The following is a 16,974-nucleotide window of genomic DNA, read 5'->3' as shown; positions in this document are numbered from 1 at the left end:
CCGAACGCCCTACCGCCGACCCCGCAAAACCCGCGGAATGGTAGTCTCGTGGGCCCGGAGAGGAGCAACCGAGACACGCGCCGGAGGTGCTGACGGTGTCAGTAGCCGTGGCGGGTGCCGCCGTCCACCGGGAGCATCAGGCCCGTCAGGTAGGACGCCGCGGGGGAGAGCATGAACGCCGCCGTGCGGCCGAACTCGGCCGGCGTGCCGTAGCGGCGCAGCGGTATCCGGGCCTCCTGGGACGCGCGGGCCGCCGCCGGGTCGCCCGACAGGGAGTCCAGTTCGCGGACCCGGTCCGTGTCGATCCGGGCCGGCAGCAGGCCGATCACGCGGATGCCGCGCGGACCCACCTCGCCGGCGAGTGACTTCGCGAATCCCGCCAGGCCCGGCCGCAGGCCGTTGGAGATCGTGAGGCCGCGGATCGGTTCGTGGACCGAGCCGGACAGCACGAGACCGATGACCCCGCCCTCACCCAGCTCGTTGGCCGCCTCGCGCGCCAGCCGTACCGCGCCGAGGAAGACCGAGTCGAACGACGACAGCCACTGCTCGTCCGTCGTGTCCAGCGCGAGCCCCGGCGCCGGGCCGCCGACGCTGATCAGGATCCCGTCGAAGCCGCCGAACCGCGCCCGTGCCACGGCTATCAGGCGCTCCGCGACCGCGGGATCCGCGTTGTCCGCGACCACGCCGAACGCGTTCGGGCCGATCGACTCCGCCGCCTCCATGACGGACTTCTCGTCGCGCCCGGTGACGACCACTTTCGCCCCGTCCGCCACCAGCGCTTCGGCGGACGCGCGCCCCAGTCCCCGGGACGCGCCGGTGACGACGTAGACGCGGTCCTTCAGTCCAAGATCCATGGCCCCTATCCTGCCTCGTCCTCCCGGGCCAGGGCGAGGGCCGTCCCCACGAGCCCGATGTGGCTGAACGCCTGCGGGAAGTTGCCCAGTTGCCGGCCGATCGCCGGATCGTACTCCTCGGCGAGCAGGCCGACGTCGTTACGAAGGGCGAGAAGGCGCTCGAAGAGTTCCGTCGCCTCCTCTCCGCGACCCGTCATGAGCAGGGCGTCCGCCAGCCAGAACGAGCAGACGAGGAAGGTGCCTTCGCCGCCGGGCAGCCCGTCGATCGACGCCCCCTCCGTGCTGTAGCGGCGCACCAGCCCGCCCGCTCCCAGCTCCGCCCGCACCGCGTCGACCGTGCCCACCACCCGCGGATCGTCCGGCGGCAGAAAGCCGAAGCGCGGGATCAGCAGGGTCGCCGCGTCCAGTTCGGTCGAACCGTACGCCTGCGTGAAGGTGTTACGAACCGGGTCGAAACCCTTCTCGCACACCTCCCGGTGCACCTCGTCGCGCATCGTCCGCCAGCGGTTCACATCACCGCGCAGCGACGGATCGGCCTCCAGCGTCTTCACCGCGCGGTCGGCGGCGACCCACGCCATCACCTTGGAGTGCACGAAGTGCTGCCGGGGGCCGCGCACTTCCCACAGCCCCTCGTCCGGCTCACGCCACTTCGACTCCAGGAAACCCAGCAGGGCGAGCTGGAGATCCCACGCGTGCGGCTGCCCCGCGAGGCCGACCTCCCGCGCCACGTGAAGGGAGTCGATGACCTCGCCGTACACATCGAGCTGGAGCTGCTGGACCGCCTCGTTCCCGGTCCGGACCGGGCGGGAGCCCGCGTAACCGCCCAGCCACGGCAACTCCGTCTCCGGCAGCCGCCGTTCGCCCGCGACCCCGTACATTATCTGGAGGTCGGAGGGGTCACCGGCGACCGCGCGCAGCAGCCAGTCGCGCCACGCCCTGGCCTCGTCCACGTAGCCCGCGGACAGCAGGGCGTTCAGGACGAGCGCCGAGTCGCGCAGCCAGCAGTAGCGGTAGTCCCAGTTGCGTACGCCTCCCAGCTCCTCGGGTAGCGAGGTCGTGGGCGCCGCCACGATGCCGCCCGTCGGGGCGTAGGTAAGCGCTTTGAGCGTGAGCAGGGAGCGCAGGACGGCTTGGCGGTACGGCCCCTTGTACGTACAGAGCCCCGCCCACTCCTCCCAGTCCGCCTTGCTGTGCTCCAGGGCCTCGAACGGGTCGATCAGATCGGGGCGCGGCAAGTGCGAGGGGTGCCAGCTGAGGACGAACGCGACCTTCTCCCCTGCGCCGACGGTGAACGACGAGCAGGTGCTGAACTCCTGGCCCCACGTCTTGACCAACGGCTTCTCGGCCGGCGCCGGTTCACCGCCGGCCGGCCGCGCGAGCGAGACGCTCCGCAGCCAGACCGAGTCCGGCCCGGCCACGGCGACGCGCTGCCCGTCGGTCCTGCGTACCCACGGCACGATGGAGCCGTAGTCGAAGCGCAGCCGCAGTGCGGCGCTCATCTCCACCGAGCCGCTGACGCCCTCCACGATGCGTACGAGATCGGGCGCGACATCGCGCTGCGGCATGAAGTCGGTGACCTTCACCGTGCCGCCCCTGGTCTCCCACAGGGTCTCCAGCACCAGCGATTCGCCCGCGTACCGGCGGCCGGCGCAGCGGGTGGCACCCCGGGGAGCGAGCAGCCAGTGGCCGTTCTCCTTGTTGCCGAGCAGGGACGCGAAGCACGCGGCGGAGTCGAAGCGCGGCAGGCACAACCAGTCGATGGAGCCGTCCATGCCGACGAGTGCCGCGGTCTGCAAGTCGCCGATGAGGGCGTAGTCCTCGATGCGTTGGGTCACCTCAGCCCTGTTCCCGCAGGGCAGGCGGGTTATGCGGCGGCCGTCTCCCGCTCGGGTGTGCCCCGGGCGGCGGTCGCCGCGCGGTCGCGCCTCTCGCGCCGTACAAGAATGACCCACCCGACGGGCACGCCCGCGGTGAACAGCCACCACTGCACGGCGTACGCCATGTGCGGACCGATGGAGCCTGAGTCGGGCTCGGGGATCTGGCGCGGGCTGCCGCCGGCCGCCGCGGGGGCGGTCTGCTCGATGTAGCCGCCGAGTACGGTCCGGCCGAGGAACCCGGCCTGCTGCTCGCTGTTGATCAGCATGACCTGGCGGTCCGGGAGGTCGCTCAGCTCCTTGATGCCGCTGGTGCCGGTCGTCTCGTCCGCCTTGAGGCGGCCGGTGACGGTGACCTCGCCCTTGGGGGCCGCCGGGATGTCCGGGAAGGAGCGCTGGTCCGCCCCGAAGGGGATCCAGCCGCGGTTGACGAGGACCGCCCGGCCGTCGGCGAGGACGAGCGGGGTCAGGACATGGAAGCCGACGGTTTCGTCGGCGTTGGTCCGGCGGCGTACGACGACCTCGTGCGCCGTGTCGAAGGTGCCGGTGGCCTCGACCCGCCGCCAGAAGTCGGCGCGCGGCACGGTGTGACCGGGGGAGGTGAGCTCGGTGACCGGGACCGGCTTCGCCTTGAGGTTGTCGGCGATCAGTGTGTTCTGCGCCACCCGGTGTTCGTGCCGGTGCAGCTGCCAGAAGCCGAGCTCGATCATCACGGGGATGAGGGCGAGGGCGAGCAGGGTGAGGATCACCCACTGCCGCGACAAGAGGAACCGGTACACGCCTTTGACGGTACCCGGAGGGTCGGCCGCGCCCGGCAGCGGGTCCGCCGGGCCGGGCGCCCGCCCGTACACCTGTCCGAGATCACTCACACCCGGTCGACGATGCCCGCCTTCCCCTCGGCGCGGGCGCAGTGGGCGCCGCAGAACCACTGGCCTTCGACCTCGACGCCCTGGCCGATGATCTGGACGCGGCAGTGTTCACAGACGGGCGCCATGCGGTGGATGGCGCAGGAGAAGCAGTCGAAGACATGCACGGCGCCTTGCGCGTGCACCTCGAAGGACATGCCGTATTCGTTTCCGCAGACTTCGCAACGTGCCATGCGCCACAGGTTGGGACGCGGCGGCGCGGTGCGCGAGCGGACCGGGGGCGAGTCGCGGCGCAATCACCCGTCTGCCGGGGGCACCGCCGCGGGCGCCACGTCGCGCAGCAGATGCGTGAACGCGGCCTCGTCCACGACCGGTGTGCCGTACTCCGCCGCCTTCACCGTCTTGGACGTCGCCGAGCCGGGATCGTTCGTCACGAGCAGACTCGTCTTCCGCGAGACGCTGGTGGCGACATGCAGCCCCGCCTCGACGGCCCGGTCCTCCAGCAGCTCACGGTCGACCGACGTGTCACCCGAGAAGGCGACCCGCATCCCCTGCGCGAGCGGCTTGTCGCTCTCGTACCGCCCCGGGTTCGGATACGGACTGGGCGGCAGCCGACGCGACGGGCGCCAGGTCGTCGGACGGTGCGTCGCCTGATGGCCGATCAGCGGCTTCGCCGGGCTGTCCGTCCACTCCGTGAGCGGCCGGCATTCGAGCAGCGGCAGCCGCACCCCGTCCCGCGCCGCCGCGTGCAGGCTCGGCCGGAACGCCTCCGCGAGCACCCGCGCGTCGTCCAGCGCGTGGTGCGCGCGCCGCTGGGCGACGCCGAAGTGCTCGGCGAGCGTGGCCAACTTGTGGTTGGGCAGCGGCAGTCGGAGCTCCTTGGCGAGTGCGATGGTGCACAGCCGCTGACGCGTGGGCGCGACCGCCTTCGCGCGCGCGTACTCCCGGGAGATCATCGACCAGTCGAAGAACGCGTTGTGCGCGACGAGCACCCGGTCAGCGAGCCGCTCCGAGAACTCCCGCGCGACATCTCTGAACAGCGGGGCGTCCGCCAGCACATCGGTCGTCAGCCCGTGGATCCAGACCGGCCCCGGGTCGCGCTCGGGATTGACCAGCGTGTACCAGTGGTCCTCGACGTCGCCCCGCGCGTCCAGCCGGTACACCGCCGCGGACACTATGCGGTCGTCGCGGGCGAGTCCGGTGGTCTCCACGTCGACGACCGCGTATCCCTGGGGGTACGCGGCCGGCCACATCGTCGAAGTCGCGGGGTCGTCGAGCATGGTCACAGAGAATACGGGCCACGACTGACAGTCCGTGACGCGCCTCTGACCAGTCGTCGCCCCGCTCGCGCGGTACGGGTGCTGACGGACCGTCCGGTCACCCGTTGGGGGAAGTCACCGAGAGCCGCTGACAGGATGTCTCACATACTTGTCGGTAACAACATCTAGCCGGGGCCGCGTACCCGGCTCTACGGTGCTTGGCATGCCGCCGAACCTGCCCGATGTCGTGCTGTGGTCGATCCCCGCGTTCGTCCTGCTCACCCTGGTCGAAGTGGTGAGTTACCGGCTCCATCCCGACGAGGACGCCGCCGGGTACTCGGGCAAGGACGCCGCCACCAGCCTCTCCATGGGGCTCGGCAGCCTCGGCTTCGACCTCCTTTGGAAGATACCCGTCGTCGCCGTCTACACGGCGGCGTACGAGCTGACGCCCCTGCGCGTCCCCGTCCTGTGGTGGACCATCCCGCTGATGCTGCTCGCGCAGGACTTCTTCTACTACTGGTCCCACCGCGGCCACCACGTCGTGCGGATCCTCTGGGCCTGCCACGTGGTGCACCACTCCAGCCGGAAGTTCAACCTCAGCACCGCCCTGCGCCAGCCCTGGACCTCACTCACCATCTGGCCGTTCTACCTCCCGTTCATCCTGCTCGGGGCGCACCCCGCCGCGCTCGCCTTCTGCTCGTCGGCGAACCTCGTCTACCAGTTCTGGGTGCACACCGAGCGGATCGACAAGCTGCCCCGGCCCTTCGAGTACGTGCTGAACACGCCGTCGCACCACCGGGTGCACCACGCCTCCCAGGGCGGCTATCTGGACCGCAACTTCGGCGGGATCCTGATCGTCTGGGACCGGCTCTTCGGCTCCTTCGCGGCCGAGACCGAGCGGCCGGTCTACGGGCTCACGAAGAACATCGAGACCTACAACCCGCTGCGGGTCGCCACCCACGAGTACGCCGCCATCGCACGCGACGTACGGGCCGCCCGCGACTGGCGCGAACGGGCCGGACGGATCTTCCGTGGACCCGGCTGGCAGCCCGAGTGAGCCGCCTGCCCGCGAAGCCGCTCCTGGTGGCCTTCGCGCTCGCAGCCGTCGCCGAGCTGGTCTGTGTCGCCGTCGGCTCACGTACCGGCCAACTCCTCGCCAAGCCCCTGCTGATGCCGCTCCTCGCCGCGTACGTGGCCGCCCGGGGCGGCCCCCGGCTCCTCGTCGCCGCGCTGCTCCTCGGCTGGGGCGGCGACGTGTTCCTGCTCGTCCCGGCCGACGCGGCGTTCCTCGCGGGCATGGGGTGCTTCGCCGCCGGACACCTCTGCTACCTGACGCTGTTCGGCCGCCGCCGTACGCGCGTCGATCTCGCGGTCGGGTACGGCCTCGTGCTCGCCGTGGCGCTCGCCCTGCTGTGGCCCGGCCTCCCCGCCGAACTGCGCGTCCCCGTCGCCGTCTACAGCCTGCTGCTGGCCGCCATGGCCTGCCGGGCGAGCGGTCTCGGGCCGCTCGCCGGCGCGGGCGGCGCGCTCTTCCTGCTCTCCGACACGCTCATCGCCACCGACGTCGCCGAGTGGACCCAGCCGCCGGCCGCCGGTCTGTGGATCATGCTGACCTATCTCGCGGCCCAGGCCCTGCTCACGGCGGGCGTCCTGCGCGCCGCCACGGGCCCTTCGCCCACGGAGGGCAGCCCGACGGTCCGCACGGCCCGCCCCGTACACGACTGAGCGGGCCGCCCCACCGGGACGGCCCGCTCGTCTACTCAGGCTGTCGTGCTCAGCGGCGGACGGCGTCCAGCGCGTCCACCACGCCGGCACCGTAGAAGCCGTTCTTCTGCTTGCCGCCCTCGCACACCGCGTCGACGATGCCGTCACCGTCGATGTCGTACGGGTTGGTGCACGACGTCGCGTCGGCCTGGACGTTCAGCAACGTCTTGACCAGCCACGGCGAGGCGTACGGGTGGGTCGACTTGATCAGCGCCGCGACACCCGCCACGTGCGGGGACGCCATCGACGTACCGCCCTTGTAGCCGAAGCCACCACCGGGCAGCGTGCTCAGGATCAGACCGTTGACGGCGGGCGCCTCCGGGGTCTGGTACGCCGTCAGGTCGCCACCGGGAGCGGCGACGTCGACCTTCCCCAGACCGTAGTTGGAGTACGACGCCTTCAGGTTCTTCGCACCGGTCGCGGAGACCGTGACGACACCCGGCACCTGGGACGGAATGTCCAGGCACTCGGACGGGTCGATCACGCGGTCGGCCGGGGTGGTGTCGTTCGGGCTCGAACCGTCGTTGAGCTCGTCGGCGGCCAGGTCCATGTCGGAGTTGCCGGCGGCGGCGACATTGACGATGCCCTTGCCCTCGGCGTACCGGGTGGCCCGCGTGACGGCGTCGGCCAGAGCCTTCTGGTCCGGGTCGTCCTCGCAGTTGAACAGCCACGGGTCGGTGTAATAGCTGTTGTTCGTCACATCGACGCCGTGCTCGGCGGCCCAGACGAAGCCGCAGACGACGGCCTCGGTGTAGAAGAAGCCGTCGGGCTGCGACACCTTGATGCCGGAGACCTTCACGCCCGGAGCGACGCCGGTGACACCGGTGCCGTTCTTGGCCGCGGCGATCGTGCCCGCGACGTGCGTGCCGTGGTCGCTCTCCCCGGGGCCCGGACGCCAGGCGCCGTCCGCCGTGTTGGGCGCACCGCCCACACAACTGACCGATGCGCGACGGTCGAAGTTCGGAGCGAGGTCGGGGTGGGTGTCGTCGACACCCGTGTCGATGACGCCGACGGTGACCTTGCTGCTGCCGAGCGACTTCTGGTGCGCCTTGTCCGCCTTGATGGCCGGCAGGTCCCACTGGAGGGGCTCCAGCGCGTCCTGGTCGGCACCGGCCTTCGCCGTGGCGGCCTTCGCCTCCTTGGCGGACAGCGGCTGCTCGGCCTCGATGTCCGTGGTGGTCTGGGCCGTCAGCGGCTTCGTACGGGTGGCACCCGCCGAAGCGACGCCCCGGACCTTGCGGATCGCCGGGCCGAACTCCGGGTTCTGCGAGTGGACGACGATGACGCCTATCTGGTCATAGGCGATCACCACGGTGCCACCGGCCTTGGCGATGGCTCTCTTCACCGACTTGACGGTGGAGTGCCCGCCGTTGGTGTTCACGACGTACGACAGCTTCGGGCCGTCCGTCGAGACAGCGGCCGGGACGTCGTCGGCCGGCGCCGCCGACGCGGACCCGGCCGGCAGGAAGCCGAGCGAGGCGATGAGCGCCAGACCGACGGGCAGAACCAGTGCGTGCCGCCGTCTGGATCTCAGATGAGCCATGGGTTCTCCACATCATCCGTGAGGCCGCCCCTGCGCACAGCGCGCATGGGCGGGTACATGACGAGCGAAGCTATCGCTGATCATCCCTGCTCATCAATGATTTCGGGCAGAAAATCGCCGGTGTTGAACCACTTCGCCGCGCTCTCCGTGCCGTTGTCAGGGGGTGGACAACATCACCCCCTCAGTGAGCGCCCCCTCGACCACCCCTACCGCACCCGCGTCACGAGGAGATTCCGTGGCTACCGATGGACCGCCGCCGCCCAAGGGCAACTCGGACCCCAGCACCCCCGCCCAGCCCACGACAGCACAGTTCACAGAGGTCCAGGAGAGCGCCGAATTCGGTGAACTGCGCCGTACGTACCGCTCCTTCGCCTTCCCCCTGACCATCGCCTTCATCGCCTGGTACCTGCTGTACGTGCTGCTGTCCAACTACGCCGGCGGCTTCATGGGCACCAAGCTCTTCGGCAACATCAACGTCGCCTTCGTCTTCGGCCTCGGTCAGTTCCTCACCACGTTCCTCATCGCCTGGTTCTACTCGAAGTACGCATCGCAGAAGCTCGACCCCAAGGGCGCGGCGATCAAGTCCCGTATGGAGGCCGACCTGTGAGCCCGACCATCCAGCTGACCGAGGCCGCCGGAATCCAGCTGGCCGCCAACACCGACGCCAGCGAGCACCGGCCGCTGATCATCACGCTCTTCGCGCTGTTCGTCATCGCCACCCTCGTCATCACCGTCTGGGCCGGCCGGCAGACCAAGAACGCCGCCGACTTCTACGCGGGCGGACGCCAGTTCACCGCCTTCCAGAACGGCCTCGCCGTCTCCGGCGACTACATGTCCGCCGCCTCCTTCCTCGGTATCGCCGGCGCCATCGCCCTCTTCGGCTACGACGGCTTCCTCTACTCCATCGGCTTCCTGGTCGCCTGGCTCGTCGCGCTGCTGCTGGTCGCCGAACCGCTGCGCAACTCCGGCCGCTACACGATGGGCGACGTCCTCGCCTACCGGATGCGCCAGCGCCCCGTCCGTACGGCGGCGGGCGCCTCCACCATCGTCGTCTCGATCTTCTATCTCTTGGCCCAGATGGCCGGCGCGGGTGTGCTCGTCTCGCTGCTGCTCGGCATCACCAGCGACGCGGGCAAGATCCTTATCGTTGCCCTGGTCGGCATCCTGATGATCGTCTACGTCACCATCGGCGGGATGAAGGGCACCACCTGGGTCCAGATGGTCAAGGCCGTCCTGCTCATCGCGGGCACCCTGCTCATCACCTTCCTGGTGCTGCTCAAGTTCAACTTCAACGTCTCCGACCTGCTCGGCAGCGCCGCCTCCAACAGCGGCAAGGGCTCGGCCTTCCTGGAGCCCGGACTCAAGTACGGCCTCACGGAGACCTCGAAGCTCGACTTCATCTCGCTGGGCATCGCGCTCGTCCTCGGCACCGCCGGACTGCCGCACATCCTGATCCGCTTCTACACGGTGCCCACGGCCAAGGCGGCCCGTAAGTCCGTCAACTGGGCCATCGGCATCATCGGCGGCTTCTACCTGATGACCATCGCCCTGGGCTTCGGCGCCGCGGCCCTGCTCACTCCGGAGGAGATCACCAGTTCCAACGCGGCGGGCAACACGGCGGCGCCACTGCTCGCGATGGAGATCGGCGGCGGCGGTGACTCCACCGGCGGCGCCATCCTGCTCGCCGTCATCTCCGCGGTCGCCTTCGCCACCATCCTCGCGGTCGTCGCCGGTCTGACGCTGGCGTCCTCGTCGTCGTTCGCGCACGACATCTACGCCAACGTCATCCGCCGGGGCAAGGCCACCGAGAAGGAGGAGGTGCGCGCGGCCCGCTACGCGACCGTCGCCATCGGCGTCGTCTCCATCGCGCTCGGCGCCCTCGCCCGCGACCTGAACGTCGCCGGTCTGGTGGCCCTCGCCTTCGCGGTCGCCGCCTCCGCCAACCTGCCGACCCTTCTCTACAGCCTCTTCTGGAAGCGGTTCAACACGGTCGGCGCGCTCTGGTCGATCTACGGCGGTCTGGCCTCGTCCGTCCTGCTGGTCCTGTTCTCGCCGGTCGTCTCCTCCAAGCCCTCCTCGATGTTCCCGGACGTGGACTTCGCCTTCTTCCCGCTGGAGAACCCCGGACTGATCTCGATCCCGCTGGGCTTCCTGCTCGGCTGGCTCGCCTCGGTCCTCTCCAAGGAGGAGCCCGACGTCAAGAAGTACGCCGAGCTGGAGGTCAAGTCGCTCACCGGCACCGGGGCGCACTGACCCGATCGGCCTACTGATCGATTCGCTGATCGAATTCAACCGAAGAGAGAGCCACGGGCGTGGCCGCGTCGTAGAGTCCTACGACGCGGCCACGCCGCTCCTTGTGGCAAACGGGCCCGGTGGATGTCAGAGGTCTGCCGTACGCTCGAAAGACCGGTCGCACACGAGACCGGAACGACCGTCCCAGAGGTACCAGAGGCACCACGAGGCAGGGGGCTCACAGTGCTCATCGACACTTACGGCCGGGTGGCCACCGACCTACGAGTCTCGCTCACCGACAAGTGCAATCTCCGGTGTACGTACTGCATGCCGGAAGAGGGCCTGCAGTGGCTCGCCAAGCCCGATCTCCTCACCGACGACGAGATCGTCAGACTCGTCCGTATCGCCGTGACCCTGCTCGGCGTGCGCGACGTCCGCTTCACCGGCGGTGAGCCGCTGCTGCGGCCCGGTCTCGTCGGCATCGTCGAGCGGTGCGCCGCCCTCGCCCCCCGCCCCAAGATGTCGGTGACGACCAACGGCATCGGGCTCCGGCGCACGGCCGCCGCGCTCAAGACCGCCGGTCTCGACCGGGTGAACGTCTCGCTCGACACCCTGCGCCGCGACGTCTTCAAGACCCTCACCAGGCGCGACCGCCACCAGGACGTGCTCGACGGGCTGGCCGCCGCGCGCGCGGCGGGCCTGACCCCCGTCAAGGTCAACACCGTCCTGATGCCGGGGCTCAACGACGACGAGGCCCCCGAGCTGCTCGCCTGGGCCGTCGAGAACGGCTACGAGCTGCGCTTCATCGAGCAGATGCCCCTCGACGCCCAGCACGGCTGGAAGCGGGAGGGGATGATCACCGCGGGCGACATCCTCCAGTCGCTGCGCACCCGCTTCACCCTCACCGAGGAGGGCGGCGAGGAGCGCGGGTCCGCCCCCGCCGAGCGCTGGATCGTGGACGGCGGACCGCACCGGGTCGGTGTCATCGCCTCCGTCACCCGCCCGTTCTGCTCGGCCTGCGACCGCACCAGGCTCACCGCCGACGGTCAGGTGCGCACGTGTCTGTTCGCCCGTGAGGAGACCGATCTGCGCGCGGCCCTGCGCTCGGACGCCACCGACCAGGACATCGCGACGCTCTGGAAGCTGGCGATGTGGGGCAAGAAGGCGGGCTCCGGCCTGGACGACCCGCTGTTCCTCCAGCCCGACCGGCCCATGTCAGCCATCGGCGGGTGAGGTGTCCCGCTCCCACTCGGCCAGGGTCACGACGTCCTTGAGGAAACCGCGGACACCGAGGAACGACGACAGGTGTTCGCGGTGCTCCTCGCAGGCCAGCCAGGTCTTCCGGCGCTCGGGCGTGTGCAGCTTGGGGTTGTTCCAGGCCAGCACCCACACGGCGGAGGCGCGGCAACCCTTGGCCGAACAGACAGGTCCGCCGGAGGGTCCTTCGGAGGCGCCGGGAGAATCGAAGAGGTTCACGGCCTCAAGCCTAGGGCGTGGCGGGGGCGCGACCGACAGCCGCTGAGCCCGGGAGATACGCCCCAAGAAGACACGCCCCGAAAAAGGCGACGCCGAGCAGCCACGGGGGGAGCTGCCCGGCGTCGGTCCGTCGCTCCGACGGGGGATGCGGAGCGCCTACAAAGTATGTCACGGGTAGCCGGGTCAGGTGCACCGGAACTTCATGATTGATCTGAGCTTTTCTTGAGCTTCGAGAGTGTTCGAGTCAACTCCGGCCGCCTGGGGGAGCCGACTGTTCGAAGTTCGCGGACCGCGCGCCGGATTCCGCTCCACCCGGCACGGGCGCGGGAGCGATCATCGGCCGGGCCGGCGGAGGCAGATGGGTCGACGGCAGGGAACCGGCGTTCTCCCGGCCCCCGTTGGCGATCACCACGGCCACGTACGGCAGCAGGACACCGAGCACAAGACACCCGATCGCCACATAACGCTCCACATTCCACAGAGCGACGGCCAGGATCACCGCGAGGGTGCGCACCAGCATGGAGATGACATAGCGCCGCTGTCTGCCGCGCACGTCCTCGTCGAGTCCCCGCCGCGCTCCCGTGATACGGAAAACCTCGGCGCTGCCCTGCTTCCGCATCACGGTCCACCATCCGATTCCCTCGCCGGCCGCTCCCAGTACCGGCCCCGGACCACGGTACGCCCGGCGTGCGCCTCCTACGAGAGGGGGTACCGCCTGATGGCGGCGCACCCCGTCCCCGCCCGAACACGTACGGCCCGGTACGCGAGTGGGCGTACCGGGCCGTACGGGGCCGCAGGGGTCGCAGCGCTGTTCCCCCGGCTCAGGACGCCGTTTCCGCCGTGACCTCGACCGCGGCGAGGTTCTTCTTGCCCCGGCGCAGCACCAGCCAGCGCCCGTGCAGCAGCTCCCCGGCGTCCGGTACGGCTTCGGCGTCCGCGACCTTGACATTGTTCACGTACGCCCCGCCCTCCTTCACCGTGCGACGGGCCGCCGACTTGCTCGGCGCCAGCCCCACCTCGGTCAGCAGGTCCACCATCGGCGCCAGCTCCGCCACCCGCGCGTGCGGCACCTCCGACAGGGCCGCCGCCAGCGTCGCCGCGTCCAGCCCGGTCAGCTCACCCTGGCCGAACAGCGCCTTCGAAGCGGCGACCACACCGGCGCACTGCTCGGCGCCATGGACCAGCGTCGTCAGCTCCTCGGCCAGCGCCCGCTGCGCCGCACGGGCCTGCGGGCGCTCCTCGGTCAGCTTCTCCAGCTCCTCGATCTCCGCGCGGGACTTGAAGCTGAAGATCCGCAGGAACTTGGAGACGTCCCGGTCGTCCGCGTTCAGCCAGAACTGGTAGAACGCGTACGGTGTCGTCCGCTCGGGGTCCAGCCAGACCGTGCCGCTCTCCGTCTTGCCGAACTTGGTGCCGTCGGCCTTCGTGATCAGCGGGGTCGCCAGGGCGTGCACCGACGCCTCGGGCTCGACCCGGTGGATCAGATCCGTACCCGCCGTGAGATTGCCCCACTGGTCACTGCCACCGGTCTGGAGCGTGCAGCCGTAGCGTCGGTACAGCTCCAGGAAGTCCATGCCCTGGAGGATCTGGTAGCTGAACTCGGTGTAGCTGATGCCCGCGTCGGAGTTCAGCCGCCGCGCGACCGCCTCCTTCGCGATCATCTTGTTGACCCGGAAGTACTTCCCGACATCGCGCAGGAAGCCGATCGCCGACAGACCCGACGTCCAGTCCAGGTTGTTGACCATGGTCGCCGCGTGCGGGCCCTCGAAGTCCAGGTACCGCTCGATCTGCGCGCGCAGCCGCCCCACCCACTCGCCGACAACCTCGGGCTCGTTCAGGGTGCGCTCCGAGTTCGGCTTCGGGTCGCCGATCAGACCCGTCGCTCCGCCGACCAGCCCCAGCGGACGGTTCCCCGCCCGCTGGATCCGGCGCATCGTGAGGATCTGGACCAGATTCCCCAGATGCAGGCTGGGCGCGGTCGGGTCGAAGCCGCAATAGAACGTGACGGGGCCGTCCGCGAACGCCTTGCGCAATGCGTCCTCGTCGGTGGACAGGGCGATCAGCCCACGCCACCGCAGCTCGTCGACGATATCCGTCACGTGTCTCGCGTCTCCTTCGGTGTCAGATCGGCCCGGCGTCCACGACGCCGGAACCCCTTCGAGGTTATACGCCCTGGCTGACCGAACTCATATTGAAATCAGGCACCCGGAGCGCGGGCATCGCGGCCCGCGTGAAGTAGTCGCCCCACTCGCGAGGCAGCGTCTTCTCCGTCCGCCCCGCCTCCGACGCGCGCGACAGCAGGTCCACCGGCGACTCGTTGAAGCGGAAGTTGTTCACCTCGCCGACGACCTCGCCGTTCTCGACCAGATAGACACCGTCCCGGGTCAGCCCCGTCAGCAGCAGCGTCGCCGGGTCGACCTCGCGGATGTACCACAGGCAGGTGAGCAGCAGCCCGCGCGTGGTGCCGGCGACCATCTCCGCCAGGGAACGCTCACCGCCGCCGTCCAGGACCAGATTGTCGACGGACGGCGCGACCGGCAGCCCGGTCAGCTCCGCGCTGTGCCGGGTGGTGACCAGCCGGTCCAGCCTGCCGTCCCGTACCCAGTCCGTCGCGAGGAGCGGCAGACCGTTGTCGAACACCGACGAGTCGTCGCCCGACGCGTGCGCGATCACGAACGGCGCCGATTCCAGGCCCGGTTCGTTCGGATCGCTGCGCAGCGTCAGCGGCAGCCCGGCGAGAGTGTCGCCGACGCGCGTGCCGCCGCCGGGCTTGGAGAAGACCGTACGGCCCTCGGCGGCGTCCCGCGCGGACGACGACCACAGCTGGTAGATCAGCAGATCGGCCACCGCGGTCGGCGGCAGCAGCGTCTCGTACCGGCCCGCGGGCAGCTCGATGCGGCGCTCCGCCCAGACCAGACGCCGCGCCAGCTCGGCGTCGAGCTCCGCCGGATCCACATCCCTGAAGTCACGCGTCGAGCGCCCCGCCCAGGCCGACCGCGAGCGGTCGGGGGACTTGGCGTTCAGCTCCAGCGTGCCGTTGGGCTGGTCGTGCCTGAGCCGTACCCCCGTGGACGTACCGAGATACGTCGAGGTCAGCTCGTGGTTCGCGAAGCCGTACAGCTCCCGGCCGCCGGCCCTGGCCCGCGCGAAGGACTCGCCGAGCGCCGGCGCGAAGTCCGCGAAGACCGCGGATGTCGTCTCGGCGGGCTCGTCGGTGAAGTCCTTCGACACCGGACCGGCGTCGACGAGCGGCCGGGCGTCCTCGGCGGGGCCCGCACCACGGGCGGCGGCCTCGGCGGCGCGCACCAGCGGCTCCAGCTCGTCCGCGGTGACGGCGGACCGCGACACCACACCGGAGGCGGTGCCCTCCCCGCCGTCGACGGTCGCGATGACGGTGAGCGTACGGCCCCGGGTGAGACCGTTCGTCGTCAGCGCGTTGCCCGCCCAGCGTAGGTTGGCCGTCGAGTGCTCGTCGGCGATGACCACGCAGCCGTCGGCGGTCGACAGGTCGAGCGCCCGCTCGACGATCTCGTGCGGCTTGCTGCTCGTGCTCATCGTCCCGCCTCCTGCGTGGTGTTGAGGATGTTCACTCCGCGGAAGAGGGCGGAGGGGCAGCCGTGGGAGACCGAAGCGACCTGACCGGGCTGGGCCTTGCCGCAGTTGAAGGCGCCGCCGAGTACATACGTCTGCGGTCCGCCCACCGCCTCCATCGAGCCCCAGAAGTCCGTCGTCGTCGCCTGGTAGGCCACGTCCCGCACCTGGCCGGCGAGCTTGCCGTTCTCGATGCGGAAGAACCGCTGCCCGGTGAACTGGAAGTTGTAGCGCTGCATGTCGATCGACCACGAACGGTCGCCGACCACATAGATCCCGCGCTCCACCCCGCCGATCAGATCCTCCGTGGCGAGCCCGCCCGGATCCGGCTTCAGCGACACGTTCGCCATACGCTGCACCGGCACATGGCCCGGGGAGTCCCCGTACGCGCAGCCGTTGGACCGCTCGAAGCCCGTCAGCTTCGCGATCCGCCGGTCCAGCTGGTAGCCGACGAGCGTGCCGTCCTTGACGAGGTCCCACGACTGGGCCTCGACGCCCTCGTCGTCGTACCCGATCGTCGCCAGACCGTGCTCGGCCGTCCGGTCACCCGTCACATTCATGATCGACGAGCCGTACGCCAGCTTCCCCAGCTGGTCGAAGGTCGCGAAGGACGTCCCGGCGTACGCCGCCTCGTACCCCAGCGCCCGGTCCAGCTCGGTCGCGTGCCCGATCGACTCGTGGATCGTCAGCCAGAGATTCGACGGGTCGACCACCAGGTCGTACGTCCCCGCCTCGACACTCGGCGCGCGCATCTTCTCGGCGAGCAGCGCCGGGATCCGCTCCAGCTCCGAGTCCCAGTCCCAGCCGGTGCCCGTCAGATACTCCCAACCCCGGCCCACCGGCGGGGCGATCGTACGCATCGAGTCGAACTCGCCGCTCTCGCCGTCCACCGCGACCGCCGAGAACTGCGGGTGCAGCCTGACGCGCTGCTGCGTGGTGACGGTGCCCGCCGTGTCCGCGTAGAACTTGTTCTCGTGGACGGTCAGCAGCGAGGCGTCGACATGCGCGACGCCCTCCGCGCGCAGCAAGCGCGCGCTCCACTCCGCGAGAAGTCCACTCTTGTCCTCGGCGGGTACCTCGAAGGGGTCGATGTCGTACGCCGACACCCAGGTCCTCTCCCCGTGCACCGGCTCGTCCGCCAGCTCGACCCGCTCGTCCGAACCCGCCGCCGCGATCACCTTCGCCGACAGCTTGGCCATCGCCACGGCCTGCCCCGCGACCCGGGCCGCCGCGTCCATCGTCAGATCGACCCCGGAGGCGAATCCCCACGCGCCGCCGTGCACGACACGCACCGCGTACCCGACATCGGTCGAGTCCGACGACCCCGCGGGCCTGGCGTCCCGCAGCCGCCAGTCCGCGCTCCGTACCCGCTCGAACCGGAAGTCGGCATGATCGGCGCCGAGCGCACGCGCTCTGGCGAGGGCCGCGTCGGCGAGCGCCCTCAGCGGCAGTGCCAGAAACGACTCATCGACCTCATGGGGCACGTCGGCCTCCCTTTCACACGCCTCGGTAAAG

16 protein-coding genes are annotated in these 16,974 nt (G+C 70.2%); 5 read left to right on the top strand and 11 right to left on the bottom strand.

Annotation, left to right across the window (positions count from 1 at the left end; all coding sequences use genetic code 11):
• Nucleotides 1–98: 98 nt before the first annotated feature.
• The 5 genes from ACFWV8_RS32405 to ACFWV8_RS32385 all read right to left on the bottom strand — a co-directional run bounded on the left by ACFWV8_RS32405 (nucleotide 99) and on the right by ACFWV8_RS32385 (nucleotide 4,880).
• Complete coding sequence (locus ACFWV8_RS32405; protein ID WP_384212342.1) at nucleotides 99–854, bottom strand: SDR family oxidoreductase; 756 nt, start codon at nucleotides 852–854, stop codon at nucleotides 99–101.
• 5 nt (nucleotides 855–859) lie between these two features.
• Entirely contained in the window at nucleotides 860–2,689 is a 1,830-nt protein-coding gene (locus ACFWV8_RS32400) for a glycoside hydrolase family 15 protein (protein ID WP_384212338.1), read from the bottom strand.
• A 29-nt stretch (nucleotides 2,690–2,718) separates the two neighbouring features.
• Nucleotides 2,719–3,507, bottom strand: a complete 789-nt coding sequence (locus ACFWV8_RS32395; protein ID WP_384212345.1) for an SURF1 family protein — start codon at nucleotides 3,505–3,507, stop codon at nucleotides 2,719–2,721.
• 86 nt (nucleotides 3,508–3,593) lie between these two features.
• On the bottom strand, nucleotides 3,594–3,827 hold the full coding sequence (locus tag ACFWV8_RS32390; protein WP_329389300.1) for a hypothetical protein: 234 nt from the start codon (nucleotides 3,825–3,827) through the stop codon (nucleotides 3,594–3,596).
• Nucleotides 3,828–3,890: 63 nt separating this feature from the next.
• A complete protein-coding gene (locus tag ACFWV8_RS32385; protein WP_384212335.1) occupies nucleotides 3,891–4,880 on the bottom strand; it encodes a DEDDh family exonuclease in 990 nt (329 codons plus the stop codon).
• Nucleotides 4,881–5,076: 196 nt separating this feature from the next.
• Here ACFWV8_RS32385 and ACFWV8_RS32380 point away from each other — a divergent pair, with 196 nt between their 5' ends.
• Entirely contained in the window at nucleotides 5,077–5,910 is an 834-nt protein-coding gene (locus ACFWV8_RS32380) for a sterol desaturase family protein (protein ID WP_384212332.1), read from the top strand.
• Entirely contained in the window at nucleotides 5,907–6,578 is a 672-nt protein-coding gene (locus ACFWV8_RS32375) for a lysoplasmalogenase (RefSeq protein ID WP_384212330.1), read from the top strand. Before ACFWV8_RS32380 ends, ACFWV8_RS32375 begins: the two co-directional genes overlap by 4 nt.
• Before the next feature lie 49 nt (nucleotides 6,579–6,627).
• On the opposite strand, the gene ACFWV8_RS32370 is transcribed toward ACFWV8_RS32375, so the two are convergent.
• Nucleotides 6,628–8,160 carry a S8 family serine peptidase gene (locus tag ACFWV8_RS32370; protein ID WP_384212326.1) on the bottom strand — a complete coding sequence of 511 codons (1,533 nt, stop codon included), beginning with the start codon at nucleotides 8,158–8,160 and terminating at the stop codon, nucleotides 6,628–6,630.
• Nucleotides 8,161–8,395: 235 nt separating this feature from the next.
• Between ACFWV8_RS32370 and ACFWV8_RS32365 the strand changes: the two genes are divergently transcribed.
• From ACFWV8_RS32365 to moaA, 3 genes are all read left to right on the top strand, one after another.
• Complete coding sequence (locus ACFWV8_RS32365; RefSeq protein WP_329389308.1) at nucleotides 8,396–8,767, top strand: DUF485 domain-containing protein; 372 nt, start codon at nucleotides 8,396–8,398, stop codon at nucleotides 8,765–8,767.
• Nucleotides 8,764–10,413 carry a cation acetate symporter gene (locus ACFWV8_RS32360; protein ID WP_384212322.1) on the top strand — a complete coding sequence of 550 codons (1,650 nt, stop codon included), beginning with the start codon at nucleotides 8,764–8,766 and terminating at the stop codon, nucleotides 10,411–10,413. Before ACFWV8_RS32365 ends, ACFWV8_RS32360 begins: the two co-directional genes overlap by 4 nt.
• Before the next feature lie 222 nt (nucleotides 10,414–10,635).
• On the top strand, nucleotides 10,636–11,625 hold the full coding sequence (moaA, locus tag ACFWV8_RS32355; protein ID WP_384212319.1) for a GTP 3',8-cyclase MoaA: 990 nt from the start codon (nucleotides 10,636–10,638) through the stop codon (nucleotides 11,623–11,625).
• Here moaA and ACFWV8_RS32350 read toward each other — a convergent pair.
• The 5 genes from ACFWV8_RS32350 to ACFWV8_RS32330 all read right to left on the bottom strand — a co-directional run bounded on the left by ACFWV8_RS32350 (nucleotide 11,608) and on the right by ACFWV8_RS32330 (nucleotide 16,943).
• Nucleotides 11,608–11,868 (bottom strand): hypothetical protein, encoded by a 261-nt coding sequence (locus tag ACFWV8_RS32350; protein WP_384212316.1) that lies wholly within the window; start codon nucleotides 11,866–11,868, stop codon nucleotides 11,608–11,610. The genes moaA and ACFWV8_RS32350 overlap by 18 nt on opposite strands.
• A gap of 244 nt (nucleotides 11,869–12,112) precedes the next feature.
• Nucleotides 12,113–12,487 carry a DUF3099 domain-containing protein gene (locus ACFWV8_RS32345; RefSeq protein WP_384212313.1) on the bottom strand — a complete coding sequence of 125 codons (375 nt, stop codon included), beginning with the start codon at nucleotides 12,485–12,487 and terminating at the stop codon, nucleotides 12,113–12,115.
• A gap of 202 nt (nucleotides 12,488–12,689) precedes the next feature.
• On the bottom strand, nucleotides 12,690–13,967 hold the full coding sequence (tyrS, locus tag ACFWV8_RS32340) for a tyrosine--tRNA ligase (RefSeq protein ID WP_384212310.1): 1,278 nt from the start codon (nucleotides 13,965–13,967) through the stop codon (nucleotides 12,690–12,692).
• A 64-nt stretch (nucleotides 13,968–14,031) separates the two neighbouring features.
• A complete protein-coding gene (locus ACFWV8_RS32335; protein ID WP_384212307.1) occupies nucleotides 14,032–15,423 on the bottom strand; it encodes a metallopeptidase TldD-related protein in 1,392 nt (463 codons plus the stop codon).
• On the bottom strand, nucleotides 15,420–16,943 hold the full coding sequence (locus ACFWV8_RS32330; protein WP_384212305.1) for a TldD/PmbA family protein: 1,524 nt from the start codon (nucleotides 16,941–16,943) through the stop codon (nucleotides 15,420–15,422). Before ACFWV8_RS32330 ends, ACFWV8_RS32335 begins: the two co-directional genes overlap by 4 nt.
• Between the last annotated feature and the right edge of the window lie 31 nt (nucleotides 16,944–16,974).

The organism is Streptomyces sp. NPDC058665 (assembly GCF_042714995.1).
In the GTDB taxonomy this organism is placed as follows: domain Bacteria; phylum Actinomycetota; class Actinomycetes; order Streptomycetales; family Streptomycetaceae; genus Streptomyces.
Note: the sequence above shows the minus strand (reverse complement) of the source record. Positions and strands in the feature narration are given on the sequence as shown.

Coding starts and splice junctions, on each gene's coding strand:
- ACFWV8_RS32390 (WP_329389300.1), bottom strand. CDS start 3,827: ATGGCACGTTGCGAAGTCTGCGGAAACGAATACGGCATGTCCTTCGAG.
- ACFWV8_RS32380 (WP_384212332.1), top strand. CDS start 5,077: ATGCCGCCGAACCTGCCCGATGTCGTGCTGTGGTCGATCCCCGCGTTC.
- ACFWV8_RS32405 (WP_384212342.1), bottom strand. CDS start 854: ATGGATCTTGGACTGAAGGACCGCGTCTACGTCGTCACCGGCGCGTCC.
- ACFWV8_RS32370 (WP_384212326.1), bottom strand. CDS start 8,160: ATGGCTCATCTGAGATCCAGACGGCGGCACGCACTGGTTCTGCCCGTC.
- ACFWV8_RS32345 (WP_384212313.1), bottom strand. CDS start 12,487: ATGCGGAAGCAGGGCAGCGCCGAGGTTTTCCGTATCACGGGAGCGCGG.
- ACFWV8_RS32335 (WP_384212307.1), bottom strand. CDS start 15,423: ATGAGCACGAGCAGCAAGCCGCACGAGATCGTCGAGCGGGCGCTCGAC.